At 64.4% G+C, this 20,278-nt stretch carries 20 protein-coding genes; 10 read left to right on the top strand and 10 right to left on the bottom strand.

Translation table 11 applies throughout. The annotated features are described in order from the left end of the window. Nucleotides 1-42: 42 nt before the first annotated feature. Entirely contained in the window at nucleotides 43-1,449 is a 1,407-nt protein-coding gene (locus EBMC1_RS12705; RefSeq protein WP_003047417.1) for a leucyl aminopeptidase family protein, read from the bottom strand. A gap of 56 nt (nucleotides 1,450-1,505) precedes the next feature. On the opposite strand from EBMC1_RS12705, the gene EBMC1_RS12700 reads away from it, so the two are divergent. Continuing rightward, complete coding sequence (locus EBMC1_RS12700; RefSeq protein ID WP_003047413.1) at nucleotides 1,506-2,330, top strand: DUF3298 and DUF4163 domain-containing protein; 825 nt, start codon at nucleotides 1,506-1,508, stop codon at nucleotides 2,328-2,330. Between the two features lie 49 nt (nucleotides 2,331-2,379). Then, entirely contained in the window at nucleotides 2,380-2,562 is a 183-nt protein-coding gene (locus EBMC1_RS12695; protein ID WP_003047410.1) for a DUF3008 family protein, read from the top strand. Nucleotides 2,563-2,879: 317 nt separating this feature from the next. Here EBMC1_RS12695 and EBMC1_RS12690 read toward each other — a convergent pair whose 3' ends face one another. Beyond that, a complete protein-coding gene (locus tag EBMC1_RS12690; protein WP_003047406.1) occupies nucleotides 2,880-4,385 on the bottom strand; it encodes a flavin-containing monooxygenase in 1,506 nt (501 codons plus the stop codon). A gap of 201 nt (nucleotides 4,386-4,586) precedes the next feature. Between EBMC1_RS12690 and EBMC1_RS12685 the strand changes: the two genes are divergently transcribed. Further along, complete coding sequence (locus tag EBMC1_RS12685; protein ID WP_003047402.1) at nucleotides 4,587-5,711, top strand: DUF47 family protein; 1,125 nt, start codon at nucleotides 4,587-4,589, stop codon at nucleotides 5,709-5,711. Nucleotides 5,712-5,726: 15 nt separating this feature from the next. Further along, complete coding sequence (locus tag EBMC1_RS12680) at nucleotides 5,727-6,740, top strand: inorganic phosphate transporter (RefSeq protein ID WP_003047399.1); 1,014 nt, start codon at nucleotides 5,727-5,729, stop codon at nucleotides 6,738-6,740. On the opposite strand, the gene EBMC1_RS12675 is transcribed toward EBMC1_RS12680, so the two are convergent. The 6 genes from EBMC1_RS12675 to serS all read right to left on the bottom strand — a co-directional run bounded on the left by EBMC1_RS12675 (nucleotide 6,741) and on the right by serS (nucleotide 14,021). Continuing rightward, nucleotides 6,741-8,222, bottom strand: a complete 1,482-nt coding sequence (locus EBMC1_RS12675; RefSeq protein ID WP_003047396.1) for a DUF4403 family protein — start codon at nucleotides 8,220-8,222, stop codon at nucleotides 6,741-6,743. It lies immediately after the preceding gene. Nucleotides 8,223-8,307: 85 nt separating this feature from the next. Continuing rightward, a complete protein-coding gene (gene rimO, locus EBMC1_RS12670; protein ID WP_003047393.1) occupies nucleotides 8,308-9,678 on the bottom strand; it encodes a 30S ribosomal protein S12 methylthiotransferase RimO in 1,371 nt (456 codons plus the stop codon). A 64-nt stretch (nucleotides 9,679-9,742) separates the two neighbouring features. Then, on the bottom strand, nucleotides 9,743-10,798 hold the full coding sequence (locus EBMC1_RS12665; RefSeq protein WP_003047390.1) for a potassium channel family protein: 1,056 nt from the start codon (nucleotides 10,796-10,798) through the stop codon (nucleotides 9,743-9,745). Continuing rightward, a complete protein-coding gene (locus EBMC1_RS12660) occupies nucleotides 10,795-11,811 on the bottom strand; it encodes a M23 family metallopeptidase (RefSeq protein WP_003047387.1) in 1,017 nt (338 codons plus the stop codon). The genes EBMC1_RS12665 and EBMC1_RS12660 overlap by 4 nt, the downstream gene beginning before the upstream one ends. A 41-nt stretch (nucleotides 11,812-11,852) precedes the next feature. Then, on the bottom strand, nucleotides 11,853-12,632 hold the full coding sequence (gene surE, locus EBMC1_RS12655) for a 5'/3'-nucleotidase SurE (protein WP_003047385.1): 780 nt from the start codon (nucleotides 12,630-12,632) through the stop codon (nucleotides 11,853-11,855). Between the two features lie 114 nt (nucleotides 12,633-12,746). After that, nucleotides 12,747-14,021: a serine--tRNA ligase gene (gene serS / locus EBMC1_RS12650; protein ID WP_003047382.1), complete on the bottom strand. Its 1,275-nt coding sequence runs from the start codon at nucleotides 14,019-14,021 to the stop codon at nucleotides 12,747-12,749. Between the two features lie 273 nt (nucleotides 14,022-14,294). Between serS and EBMC1_RS18830 the strand changes: the two genes are divergently transcribed. The 3 genes from EBMC1_RS18830 (at nucleotide 14,295) to EBMC1_RS12630 (ending at nucleotide 16,775) form a co-directional block, all read left to right on the top strand. Beyond that, nucleotides 14,295-15,128 carry a hypothetical protein gene (locus EBMC1_RS18830; protein ID WP_003047379.1) on the top strand — a complete coding sequence of 278 codons (834 nt, stop codon included), beginning with the start codon at nucleotides 14,295-14,297 and terminating at the stop codon, nucleotides 15,126-15,128. A gap of 704 nt (nucleotides 15,129-15,832) precedes the next feature. Beyond that, a complete protein-coding gene (gene dksA / locus EBMC1_RS12635) occupies nucleotides 15,833-16,294 on the top strand; it encodes an RNA polymerase-binding protein DksA (protein ID WP_003047377.1) in 462 nt (153 codons plus the stop codon). Between the two features lie 91 nt (nucleotides 16,295-16,385). After that, the gene (locus EBMC1_RS12630) at nucleotides 16,386-16,775 is read left to right on the top strand and encodes a PilZ domain-containing protein (protein ID WP_003047374.1); all 390 of its coding nucleotides are present in this window, start codon (nucleotides 16,386-16,388) and stop codon (nucleotides 16,773-16,775) included. A 48-nt stretch (nucleotides 16,776-16,823) separates the two neighbouring features. Here the strand turns inward: EBMC1_RS12630 and EBMC1_RS18165 are convergent, their stop codons facing one another. Further along, nucleotides 16,824-16,982, bottom strand: a complete 159-nt coding sequence (locus EBMC1_RS18165) for a YdcH family protein (RefSeq protein WP_003047371.1) — start codon at nucleotides 16,980-16,982, stop codon at nucleotides 16,824-16,826. 135 nt (nucleotides 16,983-17,117) lie between these two features. Between EBMC1_RS18165 and EBMC1_RS12625 the strand changes: the two genes are divergently transcribed. The 3 genes from EBMC1_RS12625 to EBMC1_RS12615 all read left to right on the top strand — a co-directional run bounded on the left by EBMC1_RS12625 (nucleotide 17,118) and on the right by EBMC1_RS12615 (nucleotide 19,341). Then, nucleotides 17,118-17,315, top strand: a complete 198-nt coding sequence (locus tag EBMC1_RS12625; RefSeq protein ID WP_003047369.1) for a YdcH family protein — start codon at nucleotides 17,118-17,120, stop codon at nucleotides 17,313-17,315. Between the two features lie 75 nt (nucleotides 17,316-17,390). Beyond that, nucleotides 17,391-17,861, top strand: a complete 471-nt coding sequence (locus EBMC1_RS12620; protein WP_231292923.1) for a DUF1465 family protein — start codon at nucleotides 17,391-17,393, stop codon at nucleotides 17,859-17,861. Between the two features lie 82 nt (nucleotides 17,862-17,943). Then, a complete protein-coding gene (locus tag EBMC1_RS12615) occupies nucleotides 17,944-19,341 on the top strand; it encodes a methyl-accepting chemotaxis protein (RefSeq protein WP_003047364.1) in 1,398 nt (465 codons plus the stop codon). Nucleotides 19,342-19,367: 26 nt separating this feature from the next. Here the strand turns inward: EBMC1_RS12615 and EBMC1_RS12610 are convergent, their stop codons facing one another. Further along, complete coding sequence (locus EBMC1_RS12610; RefSeq protein ID WP_003047362.1) at nucleotides 19,368-20,213, bottom strand: AAA family ATPase; 846 nt, start codon at nucleotides 20,211-20,213, stop codon at nucleotides 19,368-19,370. Between the last annotated feature and the right edge of the window lie 65 nt (nucleotides 20,214-20,278).

Below are 20,278 nucleotides of genomic sequence, written 5' to 3'. Positions count from 1 at the left end.
CGCGCGCCATTAGCGCAGCGCGCGGCGCTTTATCAAGGATGTTCAACCTTTGGCGCGCCGGTCGTAGCGCGCCTGCAACATCGCCCAGGCCGCGCGCAGCCCCAGCGCCGCGCCGCCCTTCGGCCGCCCGGGCTTCGCAGAAGGCCGCCACGCGAAGGTGTCGAAATGCGCCCAGGCGGCGCCGTCGGGCACGAAGCGCTTGAGAAACAAGGCCGCCGTGATCGAACCGGCAAACGACGAGGAACCGGCATTGCCAAGATCGGCGATATCGGTTTCGAGCAGATCGGCGTAGCCGTCCCACAGCGGCATGCGCCAGACGGGATCGTCGCGATCGATACCGCCGGCGAGCAGATCGTCGGCGAGCGCATCTTCATTGGCATAGAGCGCGGGCAGGTCGGGGCCGAGTGCGACCCGCGCCGCGCCGGTCAGCGTCGCAAAGTCGACAAGCAGTTCGGGCGCTTCCTCGCCCGCCTTGGTCAGCGCGTCGCCGAGGACAAGGCGGCCCTCCGCATCGGTGTTGCCGATTTCGACCGTCAGCCCCTTGCGGCTCTTCAGCACATCGCCGGGCCGGAAGGCATCGCCCGAGATGGCGTTTTCGGCCGCGGCAACCAGACAGTGAAGGCGCACCGGCAGGCCGCTTTCCATAATGAGCTGCGCCAGGGCGAGCGCATGCGCAGCGCCGCCCATATCCTTTTTCATCAACCGCATGCCCGATGCGGGTTTGATGTCGAGCCCGCCGCTGTCGAAGCTGATCCCCTTGCCTATCAGCGCAACGCGCGGGTGATCCGCCTTGCCCCAATGAATTTCAATCAGCCGCGGCGCATGATGCTTTGCTGCAGCGCGCCCGACCGCATGGATCATCGGATATCCCTGCTCGAGCGCTTCGCCCTTGGTTACGGTCAGCTTGCCGCCATGCGCTTTGGCGATCCGTTCGGCCACCTTTTCAAGCTCGGCGGGCCCCATGTCGGCACCGGGCGTGTTGACCAGATCGCGGACGAGCGCCGTTGCACGCATTTCGGCCACCATCGGCGCAATTGCGCCGACATCGGCGGTCAAAAGCACGCGCGGGCCGCTGCCTGCCTCTTCCTTGCTGCGATAGGCGTCGAAGCGATACTGACCGCTCATCCAGCCGAACAGCGCCTTGCCGGGCTGGCGTCCGTCGAGCCGGTAGCGCCCCTCGGGCAAGAGTGGCGCGATTTTGGCGAGACACCAGGCCGACAGATTGTCGACATTGGCGACCGCGGTGACGACCGACCAGCTTTCGGCGTCGTCGCCCGGAAGGATGGCGTGAGCATAGCCGTCAGGCTTGTAGCGCATGGCCGCAAGCGCGGCGCGTTCGCGCGCGCTGCGGCTCTTCAGCCAGTCGTCATAGCTCTTCTTGTCGACAAGGTGGATGGTGCGTGCATCCTGCCCCTTGTCGGGCTGGATCAGGTCGGAATAATCGGTCATGCAAATTCTGCTAGGCTTCCCCGGAAACTTTGTCGATTCCCCGCGTTGGAGCTGTCATGACAAGCAAAAGCCTTCCGATCGTCCTGATCGCCGCCACCCTGTGTTCCGCCTGCTCGAAAGAGCCCGAACCGACCCCGGCCGAAAAGGTCGCGGCGGCGTCGGTTCCGGGCGCGCCGCCAGGCGCCGCCGACGATGTGGCGACGAAGGCCGCGACTGCCTCGGACGTCAAGGAAAGCAGCGACCTCATCGAATTCGCCTACAGCTATCCGCGCGAGGCCGCCGCGATCCCGGACCTTGCGAAATGGCTCGACAATGATCGCGCCAAGAAGCGCGAGGCGCTGATCGCCGATGCGACGCGCGACCGCGACGCGGCGAAGAAGGAGGGTTTCCCCTATCACGCGCACAGCCATTTGCAGGCGTGGGAGCGGGTGACGAACACGCCGCGCTTCCTGAGCCTGTCGAGCGACATTTCAACCTATACCGGCGGCGCGCACGGCATGACGAGTTTCGACACGCTGATCTGGGACCGTAACCGCGCGATCCGGCTGAAGCCGCTCGACCTGTTTACCAGCGGCGAAGCGTTTGACGCCGCGATCCGCAAGCCTTTCTGCGATGCGATCGTGCGTGCCAAGGCCGCGCGCGGCATTGCGCCGTCGGACGATCCCGACGGCATCTTCGAAAAATGTCCCGCCGCGTCGACGCAGACCGTGTGGCTGGGATCGTCGGACGGCAAATATCTCGACCGGCTGACGATCGGCATCGCGCCCTATGAGATCGGCCCCTATGCCGAGGGCAACTACAAGATCAACGTCCCCGTAACCGGCGCGCTGGTGAAGGTGGTGAAGCCCGAATATCAGCGCGATTTCCTGCCGCTGAACTGAAGCAGCCGGTCACGCGTTGGTCGGACGAGGGGCAAGCAGGAGACATGTCATGCCAGCCAAGTCCAAGGCCCAGCAAAAGGCCGCCGGCGCCGCGCTGAGCGCGAAGCGCGGCGATACGCCGAAATCGGAGCTTCGGGGTGCATCGAAGGAGATGTACGAATCGATGAGCGAAAAGGAGCTCGAAGACTTTGCGTCGGGATCGACCAAGGGGAAGCCGGATCACGTCGATTAGAAGGCGCTCGGGGCGCAACGTGTAGCGACCGATGGCGGCTTTTGGGTGGGAAGCGGACGCTGCCACTTCCCCAGCCGCTCACCCTGAGCTTGTCGAAGGATGGTTCTGAGCACCCTTCGACAAGCTCAGGGTGAGCGGAAAGGTGGCGCTGAATAGTCCTTCTTTCGTCATCCCGGACTTGATCCGGGATCCATTCACGCAGCGTCGAAACAATGGATCCCGGATCAAGTCCGGGATGACGATACCAAGAAGGTCGGTTGCTGCCCGCAACCGGTCGCCACCAATCCTTTGGATATGGCGAAAACCGAACCCGCCGATTACTCCGCGGCTTCGAGGGCCGGGGCCGATGCCTCCTTCGATACCGACGCCGCCTTGCCGAACTTGAGCACGCCGTCGTCGACCGGGCCGGTGCGCATGTCGATGCGGTCCTGGACATAATTCTGGCTGAGCCGCCACGGCAGCTTGTCGGCATTTTTGGGCATGATGTGGAGCGCGCGCTGGATATAGCCTGACGAAAAGTCGAAGATATTCTCTTCGGTCAGGCTCGTCGGGTCTGCGAGCAGCGGCGTCGCGACCGTCGTGCCCGTATCGCGCATATGGTTGAGGACGCGGCAGACATATTCGGACACGATGTCGGCGCGCAGCGTCCAGCTGGCGTTAAGATAGCCGAAGACGACCGAAAAATTCGGCACGTTCGAGAACATGCACGCCTTGTAATAGAAATGCTCGTTCCACGCGACCGGCTCGCCATCGACGCGGACGGGGATTTTGCCCGCGACCGCGAGCTTGAGGCCGGTCGCCGTAATGATCACGTCGGCGTCGAGATGCTGGCCCGATTTGAGCTGGATGCCGGTCTTGTCGAAGCGTTCGATATGATCGGTGACGACCGAGGCCTTGCCCGCCTTCATCGCTTCGAAAAAGTCGGCATCGGGGACAAGGCAGAGCCGCTGGTCCCACGGATTATAGGGCGGGGTGAAAGCGACGGGATCGTAACGGTCGCCGAGCGCCTGCTTCAGCTTCTTGGTCAGGAAATCCGCAACCTTTTCCGGCTTTTCGCGCGCGCGGCGGAAAACGATGTCCTGAAGGCGGATATTCTTGAACCGCGTCAGCCGGTAGGCGGTCTTTTCGGGCAGGACCTTGCGCAGGAAATTGGCGAAGCCGTCCTTCGCCGGACGGATGGCATACCAGGTCGGCGTGCGTTGCAGCATCGTCACATGCGCGGCCTTGTCCGCCATCGACGGGACGATCGTCACCGCGGTAGCGCCCGATCCGATGACCACGACCTTCTTGCCCGAATAGTCGAAATCCTTCGGCCAGAATTGCGGGTGGATGATCTGCCCCGCAAAATCCTCGCGCCCCGTGAAATTGGCGTCGAACGGCTCGTCATAATCATAATAGCCCGAGCCGAGGTAGAGCCAGCGCGCGGTCGTCGTGCTGACCGCGCCCTTGTCGTCTTCCATCGTCACGGTCCAGCGCGCGGCGGCGCTGTCCCAGTCGGCGCCGACAACCTTGTTGTTGAAGCGGATATGCTCGCGGATGCCGCGCTCGTCGACGATGCGGTTGAGATATTCGAGGATCGAAGGGCCGTCGGCGATCGACTTTTCGTGCCGCCACGGTTCGAAGACGAAACCCAGCGTGTGCATGTCGCTGTCCGACCGGATGCCGGGGTAGCGGAACAGATCCCAGGTGCCGCCCAGATTGGCCCGCCGCTCTACCAGCGCGAAGCTGCGGTCGGGACTGTGCATCTGGAGATGCGCGGCCATGCCGATGCCCGAAAGGCCGGCGCCGACGATCAGAACGTCCTGATCCACGGGGCTGTCCATGCCTGCCATCATTTCGTCTCCCATTTGTCTTTAAGGTCGCAGCTTACGCACAGCGTTGCATTTTGCAATCGAATTGACGTTTACGGAAAGGGCATCGCGGCCAATGCGCCATTGCCGCTGTCACAATATTGTCATAGGGGCGTCACCGAATGGCAATGAAACACCGCGGCTCCGGCGGTAGTTTAGGATTTCGGCCGGTTTATGCGTCAAATTGCGGTGCTTCCTTATCGATTCGCGGGCGTGGGCAAGGATGGCCCCACCGAAATCATGCTCATCACCTCGCGCGGCACGGGCCGCTGGGTGATCCCGAAGGGCAATCCGCTGACCGGGATGGACCGCCACGCTTCGGCGGCGGTCGAGGCCGAGGAAGAGGCGGGGGTGATCGGCGCGGTCTGCCCGACCTCGATCGGTAGCTATGAATATCGCAAGCGCCGCGCGAACGGCGCCGCGATCATGTACAATGTCGAAGTGTTTCCGCTCGCCGTGACGCGGGAGCTTTCCGAATGGAAGGAAATGGACGAGCGCGAGCGGCGCTGGTTCACTTTCGACGAGGCCGCGGGGGCGGTCGACGAACCCGATCTTCAGGCCCTTATCCGGTCCTTCGGCGACAGCGGCTTTCGCGTCGCGGCGCAGCGATCGGGGGTCATGTTCAACGTTGCGGAAAAGACAGGGGTCAATCGCATGTTTGCCTGGTTCCAGCGCCTGCTCCCGAGGCAGGGCAATTTCTTCGACCTGTTCGAAGCGCATGCTGCGACGCTCGCCGCGGGATCGGAAGCGCTGGCGCGGCTGCTCCAGGGCGGCGAGGGCATGGCCGACCATATCCAGGAGATCGTCGAGCGCGAGCATGACGCCGACGCGATCACGCGCGAGGTGCTGCAGACCGTTCGTCGCACCTTCCTGACCCCCTTCGATCGCAGCGCGATCACCGACCTCATCGCCTCGATGGACGATGCGATCGACGAGATGCAGAAGACCGCGGGCGCGATCGACCTGTACGACGTCAAGGAATTCGACGCCGAAATGCGCGATATCGCGGCGATCATCGTCGATGCCGCGCGGCTGACGGTCGAGGCGCTGCCGCTGCTGCGCAATGTCGCCGCGAACGGTACCCGCCTGCACGAACTCACCGAGCGGCTGGTCCGCATGGAGGGGCATGCCGACGAGATTCACGCGGCGGGGCTGAAGCGATTGTTCAAGGAACATGGGGCGTCGAACACGATCCACTTCATGATCGCGCGCGAACTCTACAGCCACCTCGAGCGCGTCGTCGACCGGTTCGAGGATGTCGCGAACGAAATCGACGGTCTGGTTATCGACCACGCGTAAGCGGGGCGGGCGCTCATGCACGAACTGGCATTTCCTCTTCTCGTCGGGCTGGTCCTCCTCGCGCTGGCGTTCGACTTTCTGAACGGCCTGCACGACGCCGCAAACAGCATTGCGACGGTTGTCGCGACGCGGCTGCTGAAGCCTGTGCAGGCGGTGATGTTCGCCGCCTTCTTCAACTTCGCGGCCTATTTCCTGAGCCTCGCTTTTCCGCAATTGCACAAGGTGGCAGAAACGATCGGCGCCGGGCTGATCGACAAGGATCTGGTCACGCCAGCGGTGGTCTTCGGCGCGCTGGTCGGCGCGATGTTCTGGAATGTCGTGACCTGGCTGAAGGGCATCCCGTCCTCGTCGAGCCATGCGCTCGTCGGCGGCATCGTCGGCGCGGGCATCGCCCATGCGGGATTCGAGGGCATCCAGTGGTCGGGGCTCAACAAGACGGTCATCGCGATCTTCCTCTCGCCGCTGCTCGGCATGCTGCTTTCGATGCTCGTGATGCTGCTCAGCAGCTGGGCGTTCCGGCGCTCGACCGCGAAATTCGCCGAAGTGACGTTCCGCCGCCTGCATCTCGTTTCATCGGCCGCCTATTCGCTCAGCCACGGTCTTAACGACGCGCAGAAGACGATGGGCGTCATCACCGTGCTGCTGTATTCGACCGGCTATCTGACCGGTGATTTCCATGTGCCCCACTGGGTAGCGATCAGCTGCTATATCGCGATCGGTCTCGGCACCTTGTCGGGCGGGTGGAAGATTATCGAGACGATGGGCGGACGCATCACCAAATTGTCGCAGCATCAGGGTTTTGCCGCCTCGACCGGCGGGTCGATCATGGTGTTCACCGCCAGCCTGCTCGGCATTCCGGTGTCGACGACCCATACGATCACCGGCAGCATCATCGGCGCCGGTGTCGCGCGCCGCGCCAGTGCAGTGCGCTGGGGCGTGGCGAGCAACGTCGTCGTCGCCTGGTTCATCACCATCCCGGCGAGTGCGATCGTTGCAGCGCTCTTCTATTCGCTTACGCGCCTGTTCTGATCATTTCGCCGGGCGATAGTCGATGCTCGCCGCCCCGACCATGCGGACGGGGAGGTAGAGGCCATTGCCATACGCCTTGATCTCGCCGGTTTCGAAACTGTCGATGCGGGTCCTGATGACGAAGTCGCCTTCGCGTCGCTGGTCGATCGCGCGGCGGATCTTGGCTTCGAGTTCGGTGAGATCGCGGGTGAAATTCTGGGTCAGCGCGTCGGCGATCATCGGCGCGAAATCGGGTTGCTGTGCCAACAGCACGAAGATGTCGCCCTTGATCCCGTTGGTGTCGCCCTTGACGTGCAGATCGGTGAAGCGAACCTCGGCCGATCCGGGCTTGTTCACCGGACGCGCGGTCAGCCAGACGCGGCCGCGGGTGGGCGCACGCTTCGCGCCGACCGGCAGCACGTCCATGTCGACCCCTACCGCGATCTTGTGGTCGGGGGCGCCATAGACAGTGACCTTGCCGATGCGCGCATCGACCGGAGCGACGGCGGGCAGGTCGAACGGCCGCAGCGATCGTTTGGCGAGCGCGCGCGCGATCACGGGTTCGAGCTGCGCATAATCGGCGATCACCGGCACGCGCACGTCGAAATGCGGTTTGGGCATTTCGCGCACCAGCCGCGGCAGCGGCGTCGGCGCGGGATCCTGCGGCCGGTTCGACACGAAGCTTTCGGTCACCGCCTCGACCGCGAGATTGAGGTCGAGCCGCAGGCCATTGACGCGGAATCCGCCGAACAGGATACGCTGCGGCGTGACCCGCATCCACACGGGGGGATTTTCGCGGTTGAGCTCGATCGTCGTAAAGGCCTGGCGCCAGATGTCGGCCGCCTGGGCGCGGATGTTGATGCGGGCGATCTCGCGATTCACTTCGCGTTCGACATCGCGGATCACCGGGCGGAGCTTTTCATCCGCCTCGTCGGTGAAGGTGATGCGCTGGCCCAGAAAGTCGATGCCGGGGGGATTGGTCCAGCCATAGCTGATCCGCGCCTTACCCTGCATCCGCCAGTCGCTGGTCAGATCGACGCGCACGCGCGCATGCGCCATTGCCGATCCGGTCGCGGTTTCACCCTTCAGCACGCCGCCGACGTCGCGCGCGCTGATGCGCGCATGCAGCGGTACATCGACGACGATCTCGTTTCCTTCGCCGCGCATGCGCAGCGCCCCGCGCGCGACCTGCCCGACGATGGTGCAGGGGATCGCCGGCGTCACCTTTACCTTCTTGCCGAACAGCTTGACGCGTTGCGGTTCGACGCAGGCCCTTTCGCGCCGGTTGATCGTCCACAGCGTCTTTGGGATCGCCCGTTCGAGTTCGCGTTTCAGTGGGGCGATGTCGGCGTTGACCGGGATCGCGATCAGCGACGTTTGCGAGGGGGTGGGCGCCGTGTCGGTGGCATGCGGCGGAGCTTCGTCGCCGCCCTTCGCGGGATCGCAGCCGGCGAGCGTAGCCGCCAGACATGATGCAACAATCAGCCCCTTGATCGCGTGCATGGCCCTGTCCCCGATCGATATCTGTCAGATAACATCGATCGGCGAAAGCCGTTCCAACAATTTGCGCGCATCAGGAAGAGGGCGATCAGTCTGCGACGACCCCGAACAGGTCATGCTCGTCGGCATCTTCGACCACCACATCGACGATATCGCCGGCTTTCAGCGTCGCGGCGACATCGCGCAGATAGACATGCCCGTCGATTTCGGGCGCGTCGGCCTGGCTGCGCCCGGTGGCGCCGATGCTGCCGTCTTCGTCGGCTTCGCCCACTTCGTCGATGATGACGGCAAGTGTGCGGCCGACCTTGGCGTCAAGCTTGGCGGCGCTGATCGCTGCGGTCTTCGCCATGATCCGCTGATAGCGTTCTTCCTTGACCTCTTCGGGGACCGGATCGGGCAGGGCATTCGCCTGCGCGCCCGCGACGGGTTCGAAGCGGAAGGCGCCGACGCGGTCGAGCTGCGCCTCGTCGAGCCAGTCGAGGAGATACTGGAAATCCTCTTCAGTTTCGCCGGGGAAACCGACGACGAAGCTGGAGCGGATCGCGATGTCGGGTGCGATCGCGCGCCACGCCTTCAGCCGTTCGAGCACCTTTGCTTCGTTCGCCGGGCGCTTCATCGCCTTCAGAACCTTCGGGCTCGCGTGCTGGAAGGGGATGTCCAGATAAGGCGTCAACAGCCCCTCGGCCATCAGCGGGATCACCGCATCGACGTGCGGATAGGGATAGACATAGTGGAGCCGCACCCACGGCGCGCGACCGTCGCTAGTCTTTAACTGACCGAGCTCGCGCGCGAGCTCGGTCATGTGCGCACGCACCTCATGGCCTTTCCATTCGCGCGGCTGGTGCCGGATGTCGACGCCATAGGCCGAGGTGTCCTGGCTGATCACCAGCAACTCCTTCGTCCCTGCCGCGACGAGCTTTTCAGCCTCGCGCAGCACCGCGTCGATGCGGCGGCTGACGAGCTTGCCGCGCAGATCGGGGATGATGCAGAAGGCGCAGCTGTGATTGCAGCCTTCGCTGATCTTCAAATAGCTGTAGTGGCGCGGTGTGAGCTTCAGCCCGCCTTCGGGGATCAAATCAACGAACGGCCCCTGAGTCGGGGGCGCCGCCTCGTGGACCGCGTCGACAACCTGTTCATATTGATGCGCGCCGGTGACCGCGAGGACGTTGGGGAAACGCGCGCGGATGACCTCCGCCTCGTTGCCCATGCAGCCGGTGACGATGACGCGGCCATTCTCCGCCATCGCCTCGCCGATCGCCTCCAGGCTTTCCTCCTTCGCGCTGTCGAGGAAGCCGCAGGTGTTGACGAGCACCACGTCGGCGCCGGCATAGTCGGGCGACAGGCCATAGCCGTCGGCGCGCAATTTGGTCAGAATCCGTTCGCTGTCGACGAGTGCCTTCGGACAGCCGAGCGAAACCATGCCGACTTTCGGCTGGGCGGGGAGGGTCTTGATTGTCATGATCGGCCGCGCGCATAGGCGATTTTTGCGCCCTTGTCACGCGCCCGCTGCTTGGGCGTAAAGCCTAATCGGCTTCGCACGCCTCGCACGGGATGACTTCGACCAATATGTCGCCGCTCTGCAGGGATTTTGCACCCGCTTCCCAGAAACCGATCGGCTGACCGCCGCGATAGATGCGCAGGCCGCGGCCGCCGCTGGCAAGTTCGTCGATGCTCTTGCCGATTTCCTCGGGCCGCACCGGGCGTTCGTTGAGCTGCACCTTGCCCGATACCGAGGCAAGGTCGGCCATATAATCGGCGATATGCGCGCCCTGCGCCGATCCGGCGAGCAGTAGCCCGGTGAAGCTGACCGGGTTGATGACGTCGTTCGCACCCGCTTGCCGCGCGAGCAATTCATTGTCCTGAGTCCGGATGACGACGCTGATCGGTACCTGCGGCGCAAGATGCCGGACGGTCAGGACGATCAGGATCGACGTGTCGTCGCGTCCCGCCGATACCAGCACCGAGCGGGCCTGGGCGATCCGCACATCGAGCAAGGTTTCGTCGCTCGATGCATCGCCTTCCAGCACGTTGCAGCCCATCGCTTCGGCGGCATTGATGCGCTGGCGCGACGGATCGATGACGACAATGCAAGCGGGATCGGTGCCGCGCGCGATCAGTTCGTGAACCGCCTCGCCGCCGCTGACGCCGAAGCCCAGAACGACGATGTGATCGGTGAGTTTTGCCTGGATGCGAGCCATGCGCCATTTTTCCCATGTGCGTTTGATGACGAAACTATAGGCCGTGCCGACGAAGATGAAGAGCACGGCGATGCGGATCGGCGTCACGATCAGCGCCTCGATCAGGCGCGAGCGGTCCGATACCGGCGCAATATCGCCGAACCCGGTGGTCGTGACAGAAATCATCGTGAAATAGACGACGTCGAGGAAGCTGATGTGGCCGTCGTGGCTGTCCTTCAGTCCGGCGCGATCGATCCAGTGAACCAGAACAACGAAGGCGATCAGCAGGAAGGCAAGGCCGAGCCGCGCGGTGACATCCGCCCAGACGGGCCATTTGCTCGCGCGGCGCAGCGGTTGAAACCGGTGCTGGAGCTTCAGTCGGTCGGACGGACGACGGCTCATCGCGGCGGCAACTGCTTCATCGGATCGACGGGTATCCGATTCTTGCGGAGCTGGAAATGGAGTTGCGGCGATTGCACCTGCCCGGTGGCGCCGGCGAGGCCGATCACCTCGCCCGCCTTGACCGCCTGTCCGCGCTGGACGTTGATCTTGGCCGCATGGCCATAGGCGCTCATCCAGCCGCCGCCATGGTCGATCAGGATCAGGCCGCCATAGACCGCGATCTGATCGCCGGCATAGGCGACCACCCCGGCCGCCGCGGCATGGATCGGCGTCCCGCGCGCGGCGGCGATGTTGATCCCGTCATTGACCTTGCCGGGCGCAAGCGGCCCGAAACGTGCGATCAGTTTGCCCTGCAGCGGCCATTGGAAACGGCCCGAAAAGGCGGCGGGGCGCGTTCTGGCGGCGAGCGCGGGCTGGCTGCCGGTCATGATATCGTCGATGTCGAGACGGAAGGCGGCGGCGCGCGCGGCGACATCGACCTGCTCAGGGGTCAGCGGCCGGGCCGAAGCAGGCAGGCGCAAGCGCTGCCCGACGCGCAGGATATAGGGATCGGCAAGCGCGTTGATCGTCACCACCTCGCCCCAATCGACGCCATAGGCATGGGCGATGCCGATGCCGGTCTCGCCCGCGGCGACGCGGTGGTAGCGACCCGCCGGAATCCGCAGTTGTTGCCCAGGGCGCAGCGTATAGGGCGGCGCAAGGTCGTTCTCCATCGCGATGGCCTCGGACCCCGCACCGGTCATCGCACCGATCGCGCGCAGCGTGTCGCCGGGGCGCACGATATAGGTCGAGGCGGCAATATCGCGGGCGTTGGCTGCGACGGGCTGAAGCGTCCAGGTCGGTCGCGCGTCGCCGCCGACAACCTCCCCAAGCGAACCGCGCTCGAAATCGGAGGCCGGCGCATTATGCGCAACCGAAGGGGCGCGCGGAGCCGGAGCGGTGGTGGCCGGAATACAGGCCGACAGGAAGAGGGCGCCGGTCAACGCGCCGATATAATGATGAATTTTCCCCACTGCGTCCCTTTGGCAGAGCCGCGCGGGGAAAGCTACTATGGTTAATCCGAAGCCAGCCCGGCGGCATAGGCCCCGCGCAGCGCGGCGAGCGAGGCATCGTGGGTGAGGTCGAGCTGCAGCGGGGTCACGGCGATATAGCCATCGTCGATCGCCTCGAGGTCGGTGTCGTGGCCGGGCGAATGTTCGATCCCGTGCAGCCCGAACCAGTAATAACGATAGCCGCGCGGGTCGGTGCCCTCGACGATCGAGCCGCGGCTGTAATCGTGGAAACCCTGCCGCACGACGCGGATGCCCTTCACCGCCTCGGCAGGGATGGCGGGGAAGTTGACGTTGATCAGCGTTCGCGGCGTCATCGCCATGGCGACGAGCGGGCGCAGCACCTTGGCGCCCCATGCCTCGGCCGCCTCGAACGGCACGGCGTCACCCATGCCTTCGCGCGCATAGACCTGGCTCAGCGCGATGGCGGGGATGCCGGCCAGCGCCCCCTCGATCGCCGCCGAAACGGTCCCCGAATAGGTGATGTCGTCGCCAAGGTTCGCGCCGCGATTGACGCCCGAGAGGATCAGGTCGGGCTTGTCGGGCATCAGCTTGCCCATCGCGATCATCACCGAATCGGTCGGCGTGCCGGTGCACGACCAGCGCCGTTCGCCATGCTCGCGCACGCGCACCGGACGCGAGAGGGTGAGCGAGTGGCCGGCGCCTGACTGCTCCTCTGCCGGCGCGCAGATCCAGATGTCGTCGGAAAGCTGGCGCGCGATCGCTTCGAGCACCGCCATGCCGGGGGCGTGATAACCGTCGTCGTTGGTCAGAAGGATGCGCATGTCTTTTCCAGGCTTTGTGTCATTGCGAGGAGCGCAGCGACGAAGCAATCTCCAGGGGAATATCTGCGCTTGGTCGAAGGCTGGAGATTGCTTCGCTGCGCCCGCAATGACGGATCAGGGCACCAGCCGCGTTATCCCGCCCATATAGGGCAAGAGCGCGGGCGGAACATCGACGCTGCCGTCGGCTTGCTGATAATTTTCCAGGATGGCGACAAGCGTGCGCCCGACCGCAAGCCCCGACCCATTGAGCGTATGAACGAATTCATTCGCCTTGGCGCCGTCGCGGCGGAAGCGGGCGTTCATCCGGCGCGCCTGGAAATCGCCGCAGTTCGAGCAGCTCGAAATCTCGCGATAGGCGCCCTGGCCCGGCAGCCAGACTTCGAGGTCATAGGTCTTGCGCGCCGCAAAGCCCATGTCGCCCGCACATAGCAGCATCTTGCGATAGGGCAGGCCGAGCGCTTCGAGCACCGCTTCGGCGCAGCGGGTCTTGCGTTCGAGTTCGGCGTCCGCATCCTCGGGCCGGACGATCGAGACAAGCTCGACCTTCCAGAATTGGTGTTGGCGGATATATCCGCGCGTGTCGCGCCCCGCCGATCCCGCCTCCGACCGGAAGCAGGGCGTGAGCGCGGTCATGCGGATGGGAAGGTCGGCCTCGGGCAGGATCTCTTCGCGCACCGCATTGGTCAGGCTCATCTCGGAGGTCGAGATCAGCCAGCGACCGTCGGTGGTCTGGAACAGGTCTTCACGGAATTTGGGCAACTGCGTGGTGCCGAACGCCGCCTCGTCGCGCACCATCAGCGGGGTTGCGCATTCGACATAGCCCGGCTCGCCCGTTTGCATGTCGAGCATGAACTGGCCGAGCGCGCGTTCGAGTCGCGCCATCTGCCCTTTCAGAAACGCGAAGCGCGCGCCCGACATCTTGGCCGCGGTTTCGAAATCCAGCCCCAGCGCGGGACCGAAATCGGCATGTTCGAGCGGCTGGAAATCGAAGCTGCGCGGCGTTCCCCAGCGCGCGATTTCGACATTACCCTCTTCGTCGAGGCCATCAGGCACGTCGTCGGCCGGCAGGTTGGGCAGCGCCGCCAATATGTCCTGCAGTGCGGCGAGCCGGTCGCGTTCGGCCTGTTCCTCTGCCGGGAGCTTTTCCTTGAGCGCGGCGACCTCGCTCTTGAGCGATTCGGCACGATCCCTGTCACCCTGTGCCATCGCCTGGCCGATCAGCTTCGATGCTTCGTTGCGGCGCGCCAGTGATGCCTGGATCGCGGTCTGGAGCGCACGCAATTCGGCGTCGGCGGCGAGGATGGTCGCGGACATGGGTTCGAAGCCGCGGCGCGCGAGGCCGGCGTCGAAAGCTTGCGGGTTCTCCCGGATCAGGCGGATATCGTGCATTGCCGCGCTATGGCGTTGCTGCCTTCGCGGCGCAACCCTGCGCGGATATCATCGGGACGCAAAAAAGGGGGCCACCCCTAAGAGTGGCCCCCAGAAGGTGGTCTGGGTCTCCCCCCCCATGACCTCCAGTGGATCCGTTAGGCCGCGTCAGCTTCGTCGCCGTTGCGATTCGCGGCGCGGCGGCGCGCGACGAGCGCGACTGCTGCTGCACCGAACAATAGCATCATCGGAGGCGCAGGAACAGGGGTTGGATCGCCCGACGATCCGCTGCTCGTGCTGCCGCCGGAACTGGACGAGGAGGATGAGCTCGACGAGCTGCTGCTCGACGAGGATGAGGACGACGACGAGCTGCTGCTCGACCCACCGAAACTGCTGCTGCCGCCGGTCGCACCCGACGAGGTTGCGCCGCTCGACGAGCTGCTGGTCGACGAAGAGGAACTGCTGCTCGACGACGAGCTTGAAGAGCTGCTGCTGCCCGAACCGCCCGAGCTGCCCGAGCTTCCGCCGTGCGACGACGACCCGCCGTGCGACGAGCTTCCGCCTTTCGACGAGCTGCCCCAGCCAGAGCTGCCATGCGAGGAGCCGCCTTTCGACGAACTGCCCCAACCCGAGCTGCCGTGCGAGCTGCCACCGCCCGACGACGACGAGCTCGACGACGAGGAAGAAGAGGAGGACGAGGAACTCGACGACGAGCTGCTGCTCGACGAAGAGGAGCTGACATTGCCCGACGAGGTCGAAACGCCGCCGGTCGAGGTGCTCACGCCGCCTGTGGAGGTCGATACGCCGCCCGTCGAGGTGCTGACGCCACCGGTCGAGGTCGAAACGCCGCCGGTGGAGGTGCTGACGCCGCCCGTCGAGGTGGTCGAGCTGATGCCGCCCGTGGAGGTTGAAACGCCGCCCGAGGTGCTGCTGGTAGTCGAGCTGAGGCCGCCGGTGGTGGTTGAGGTAACAACCACGCTGCCGCTGCTGCCACCCGAGCTGCCGCCGAAGAAGCCACCGAAGAAACCGCCGCCGAAGCCGCCGCCAAAGCCGCCGCCGATAACGGTCACGCCGCCGCCGCTGCTGCCGCCGCCAAAGCCTTCGCCGCGCGGGGGGAAGGGGGCATAGGGGATCGGGGGCAGGGGGATCGTCTGCGTGACGACCTGCTGCTGCGGGGTGACGGTACGAATGACGCGCTTGGTCGTGACGACGCGGCGGACGCGCTTGACGGGCTTCTTCGCCACGTAACGCTTGCGCACGACCTTCTTGCAACAGGAGCCCGATTTCTGGACCTGTGCAGCCGCCGCCGGCACGTCGGCGATCTGCATCGCGCCGCTACCGATGATCGCGCCGCCGCAGGTGCAGGCACAAAGCTTGGCGAGGGCCATTCGGACAGACATAGGTTACTCTCTCTTTCCCGTTGCAGGTGCGCCCCTTGTCGTTGACCGACACCCGTGCGCGCCTTCGCTAGCGCCAAAAGGCCAAAGCTTTGTGAACGCGGCAATTGCGTTAACCGCGTTTGACTGTCCGACAGCGGGAATTGATACGCGAAATCAACCGAAATGCGCGTAACTGTCCCAAAACAATACGTGTTTCGGGCCAAATGGCCTCAACCGGTTAATTTGCAGCGGCGTGCGGCGGTCGAGCGAGCGGGCGCGGCTCATCGTGAGGGTGCCTCCGTCGGGCCGGTTCAGCACTGCTTCAGCCGCGCGCGGGCAAGCGGTCCGCTTCGCGCTTGTATCGCATCGGAGGGCTGGTTATAGGCCCGGCGCAATCCTTGGTTCGCCAAGCTCGGCGAGCCAGGCGATCAGGAAAGGACTTGGACGCTCCTCATGCCGACCAATGTTGCCGAAGTAGGCGCCGACGCTCTCCGCGAAGCCAAGTCCAATCTCGATTCGGATTATGTTCCCAGCGACGACGAGCCGTTCATGAACGAGCGGCAGCAGGAATATTTCCGAAACCTGCTGCTCGCCTGGAAGAAGTCGATCCTCACCGAATCCGAATCGACGCTGGCCCATTTGCAGGACGGTCCGCTGCGCGAACCCGATCTTGCCGACCGTGCATCGAGCGAGACCGACTGGGCGATCGAGCTGCGGACGCGCGACCGCCAGCGCAAGCTGATCGCGAAGATCGATTCGGCGCTGCGCCGCATCGACGAAGGCGAATATGGCTATTGCGCGGTGACCGGCGAACCGATTTCGCTCGCTCGCCTGCAAGCGCGTCCGATTGCGACGATGACGCTGGAAGCGCAGGAACGCCACGAACGCAACGAGCGGATTTCGCGCGAAGACTGATCCCAATCGGGACAGAAGCGCCGCTGTTTACGATTCGGTAAAGTACCGGGCCCTAGGGTTGCTCCGAACGCAATTCGGGGAACGGGTCGCCATGGAATCGCGCATACCATCAACGCTGGACGAAGAGGTCGCTTCGCTGTCGCGCAGCGCCGACCGCGACAGCCTGTTCATGCAGGCCAATCTTTTGTTTCCGGGTCAGTCCAGGCCCGTGACGGTGCGTGTGCGCAACCTGTCGGAGGGTGGCATGCTGGCCGAGGCTGTCGTGCCGGGGCTCGCGCAAGGCGCAACGGCCGAGATCGAACTGCGCAATATCGGCTTTGTGCCGGGGCATGTCGTCTGGGTGGGCGAAGGCAAATTCGGGGTGGCGTTCGAGCGACCGATCGATCCGCACGCGGTGCGGCGGCAGGTGGTTCAGAAGATGGACGTCCCGGCCTATATTTCGGCGCTGGACAAGAAGGCTTCGCTCTACCGCCGACGCTGATGCGTTTCGCGTCGAAAGGCATCAGCGGGCGATAGCGCTCTGCTCGCCTCAGGTTTCGGCGAGCAGCTCTTCCTTGATCTTGAGTTTCTGCTTCTTCATTTGCGCCAGCAAGGCCATGTCCGGTGCGGGGCGGCGCTCTTCATTCGCAATTTTCGCGTCGAGGTCCGCGTGGCGGGACTTCAGGGCGGAAAGGTGCGAGCTGCTCATAGGCCATTCTCCTTTTCGACTCGGTTGGCAGTTCCGAGTAGAACATGATTCGCCCCGCTTGTCCCGCCCGGATGGTCGCGTTTCGGCCAGATGGTCCCCGTTGCGGACGGGCCGTGATCGTGGCAGGGAAGCGGCGTGAACCCGGAAGAAATCGCCCAGCGCCTGGAACTGCTTCGGCTCGAGCATCGCGATCTCGACGCCGCGATCATCGCACTGGGCGACGCGACGGTTCCCGATCAGCTCCAGCTTGCCCGGATGAAGAAACGCAAGCTCAAGCTGCGCGACGAGATCAGCTGGTGCGAGGATCAGTTGCTGCCCGACATAATCGCCTGATTCAAAACGGGACGCTCCCTAAATTCATGGTTAGCGTCCTTGCGGCGGCGCTGCGTGGCGTGGCATTCGATGCCGATGTTCAGGGGACCGATCCGGAACGGCATGGCGACGCAGCAGGTGCAGCGCGCGCAGGTCGAAAATCTCTATGTCGAGGCGATGCTGCTCGCCGACGAGGCGCATGCCGCCTTCCGCGCGCATCGCGATTTCGAGGCGGTGGCGCGCGATCCGATCCTGCAGGTCGGGCTGGCGTGCGAATCGCTGAAGACGACAACGCGGCTGATGCACATCATCGCCTGGCTGCTCCACCGCCGCGCCATGTTCGCGGGCGACCCCGGCGCCGGTCCCGAGGACAGCGCAGCGCACATCGGCGCGCCAGTTCCTGCCGACCATGCGCTGTGCGCGCATTTTGACGATAATCTTCAGAGAATCGTCGCGGCGAGCGAGCGCCTGTTCGACCGTATCGCGCGGATCGAGGCGGGATGGACCGCCGACGAAGCGGCGCGGCCGGTGCAGGCGCTGCTGGCCCAACTCGAAGCAAGGCTTTGATCGAACTGGTCCCGACCAAGCATTGACGCGGCGTTAACCAATGTGCGCCAAGGTTCGCCCGGAGTCATAAGTGGGTGCGCCAATGAAATTCGAACCGATCAGTTCCGCCGCGCAGAATCTCGACCAGTCGGTTGCCAGCGACTGCGGCGAGCTTGCCGTCGGCTGCAGCGATGCCGCGGGCCAGATCCAGCGTGCCACCGACCAGATGCAGCGCCAGATTTCGGAGCTGGGCCGGCTGGAGGATTATGTCGTCAGCCTGGAGGCCGACCAGCGCCAGATTGCCGATTCGACCGACGAGGCGAAGCTGTTGTCGGCGCGCGCGTGCGAACAGCTCGACGCCGGGGCCGAGCGCGTGAACAGCGCGGTCACCGAATTCCGCTCGGTCATCGATCTGGTCGCGCGGCTGGGCACGCATGTCACCAATTTCGCGTCGGTGATGGAGCAGGTCCAGCAGGTCAGCCAGTCGATCGAGCAGATTGCCAAGACCACCAACATGCTCGCGCTCAACGCCGCCATCGAGGCCGAGCGTGCGGGCGATGCCGGCCGCACATTTGCCGTCGTCGCCGCCGAGGTGAAGAAGCTGGCGCAGAATACGCGCAGCGCCACCGATGAAATCCGCCGTTCGATCGGCAGCCTGTCGACCGAAGCCGCCGGTCTCGTCACCGAAATCCAGTCGGGGGTCGAGCAGTCGGGGCGCGCGGAGGCGCAGTTCGAGACGATCACCGATGCGCTGCACGATGCGACGCATCTCGTCGCTCTGCTCGATGATCAGAGCGACCGTATCGCGCAATCGAGCGCAATGGTGCACGCCAATGGCGCCAAGGTGCGCGAGGCGCTCGACCGTGTCGTCGGATCGGTACGCGACAATGGCGCGACGCTGAACACGACGCGCGATTCGATCCTGATGATGGAAAATGTGTCGAACCGCATGTTCAACGCGGTGATTTCGGCCGGCGTCAGCCCTCAGGACAGCGCCATCGTCGATCTGGCCGCGTCGGTCCGCGACGAATTCGTCGGCCTGGCCGAAGCAGCGCTGGCGCGCGGCGAGCTGACGATGGAGCAATTGTTCGATACCAATTATGTGCGCGTGCCGGGATCGAACCCCGAGCGCTTCCGCACCAGCCTTTGCGACTGGGCCGACGCCCATTGGCGGCCGCTGTTCGACCGCACCGTGGCGCAGCATCCCGAAATCAAGATGTCGTCGGCGGGCGACATGAACGGCTTCCTGCCGACGCATATCACCGAATGTTCGCGCGCGCCGACGGGCGATCTGGAACATGACACCGCGCATTGCCGCAACGGCCGCATCCTGTTCGACGATGTCGACGCGGCGGCAAAGCGCAGCAGCGCGCCCTTCTTCATGTCGGTGTACCGCCAGGAAGGCGATGGCACCAACTATGTGACGGTGCGCAACGTCTATATGCCCGCGATCATCAACGGTCGCCGCTGGGGCGACGTCGAGGTCGCCTACCAGCTGTAACGGCGGTCCTTGCGAGCGAGGCTGGCTCAGCTACCCTGCCGGCGCGCCATGAAGGCGAGCTTTTCGAACAGCATCACATCCTGCTCATTCTTGAGCAGCGCGCCGTGCAGCGGCGGGATCGCTTTGCCGACGTCGCGGTTCTGCAGCACCTCAAGCGGCATATCCTCGGCGAGCAGCAGCTTCAGCCAGTCGATGAGCTCGCTGGTTGAGGGCTTTTTCTTGAGCCCCGGCACGTCGCGCACGTCGTAGAAGATGTCCATCGCGCGGCTGACCAGCGTTTTCTGGATGCCGGGGAAGTGGACCTCGACGATTTCGGCCATCGTGTCGCGGTCGGGGAATTTGATATAATGGAAGAAACAGCGGCGCAGGAACGCGTCGGGCAGTTCCTTTTCATTGTTGGAGGTGATGACGACGATCGGGCGTTCGCGCGCGGTCACCGTTTCGTTGGTTTCATAGACGTGGAAAGCCATGCGATCGAGTTCCTGAAGCAGATCGTTCGGAAATTCGATATCGGCCTTGTCGATCTCGTCGATCAGCAGCACCGGCAGCTGCTCGGAGGTGAAGGCCTCCCACAGCTTGCCCTTTTTGATATAGTTGCGGATGTCGTGGACGCGCTCTTCGCCGAGCTGTCCGTCGCGCAGGCGCGCAACCGCGTCATATTCATAGAGGCCCTGCTGCGCCTTGGTCGTCGATTTGATGTTCCAGGTGATCAGCGGCGCACCGAACGCCTTGGCAACTTCTTCGGCCAGCACGGTCTTGCCGGTGCCGGGTTCGCCCTTCACGAGCAGCGGGCGGCGCAGCATTGTCGCGGCATTGACCGCGACCTTCAGGTCGTCGGTTGCAATATAGGCGCTGGTTCCTTCGAAGCGCATGGCGGCTCGCCCTTTCCCTTAACGTGAACGTCAACCGGGATGGGCATAGCGAGCGCGAGGGAAGG

This window comes from Sphingopyxis sp. MC1, assembly GCF_000371385.1.
In the GTDB taxonomy this organism is placed as follows: domain Bacteria; phylum Pseudomonadota; class Alphaproteobacteria; order Sphingomonadales; family Sphingomonadaceae; genus Sphingopyxis; species Sphingopyxis terrae.
The sequence above is the reverse complement of the archived record's forward strand: the minus strand, read 5'-3'. Positions and strand labels throughout refer to the sequence as shown.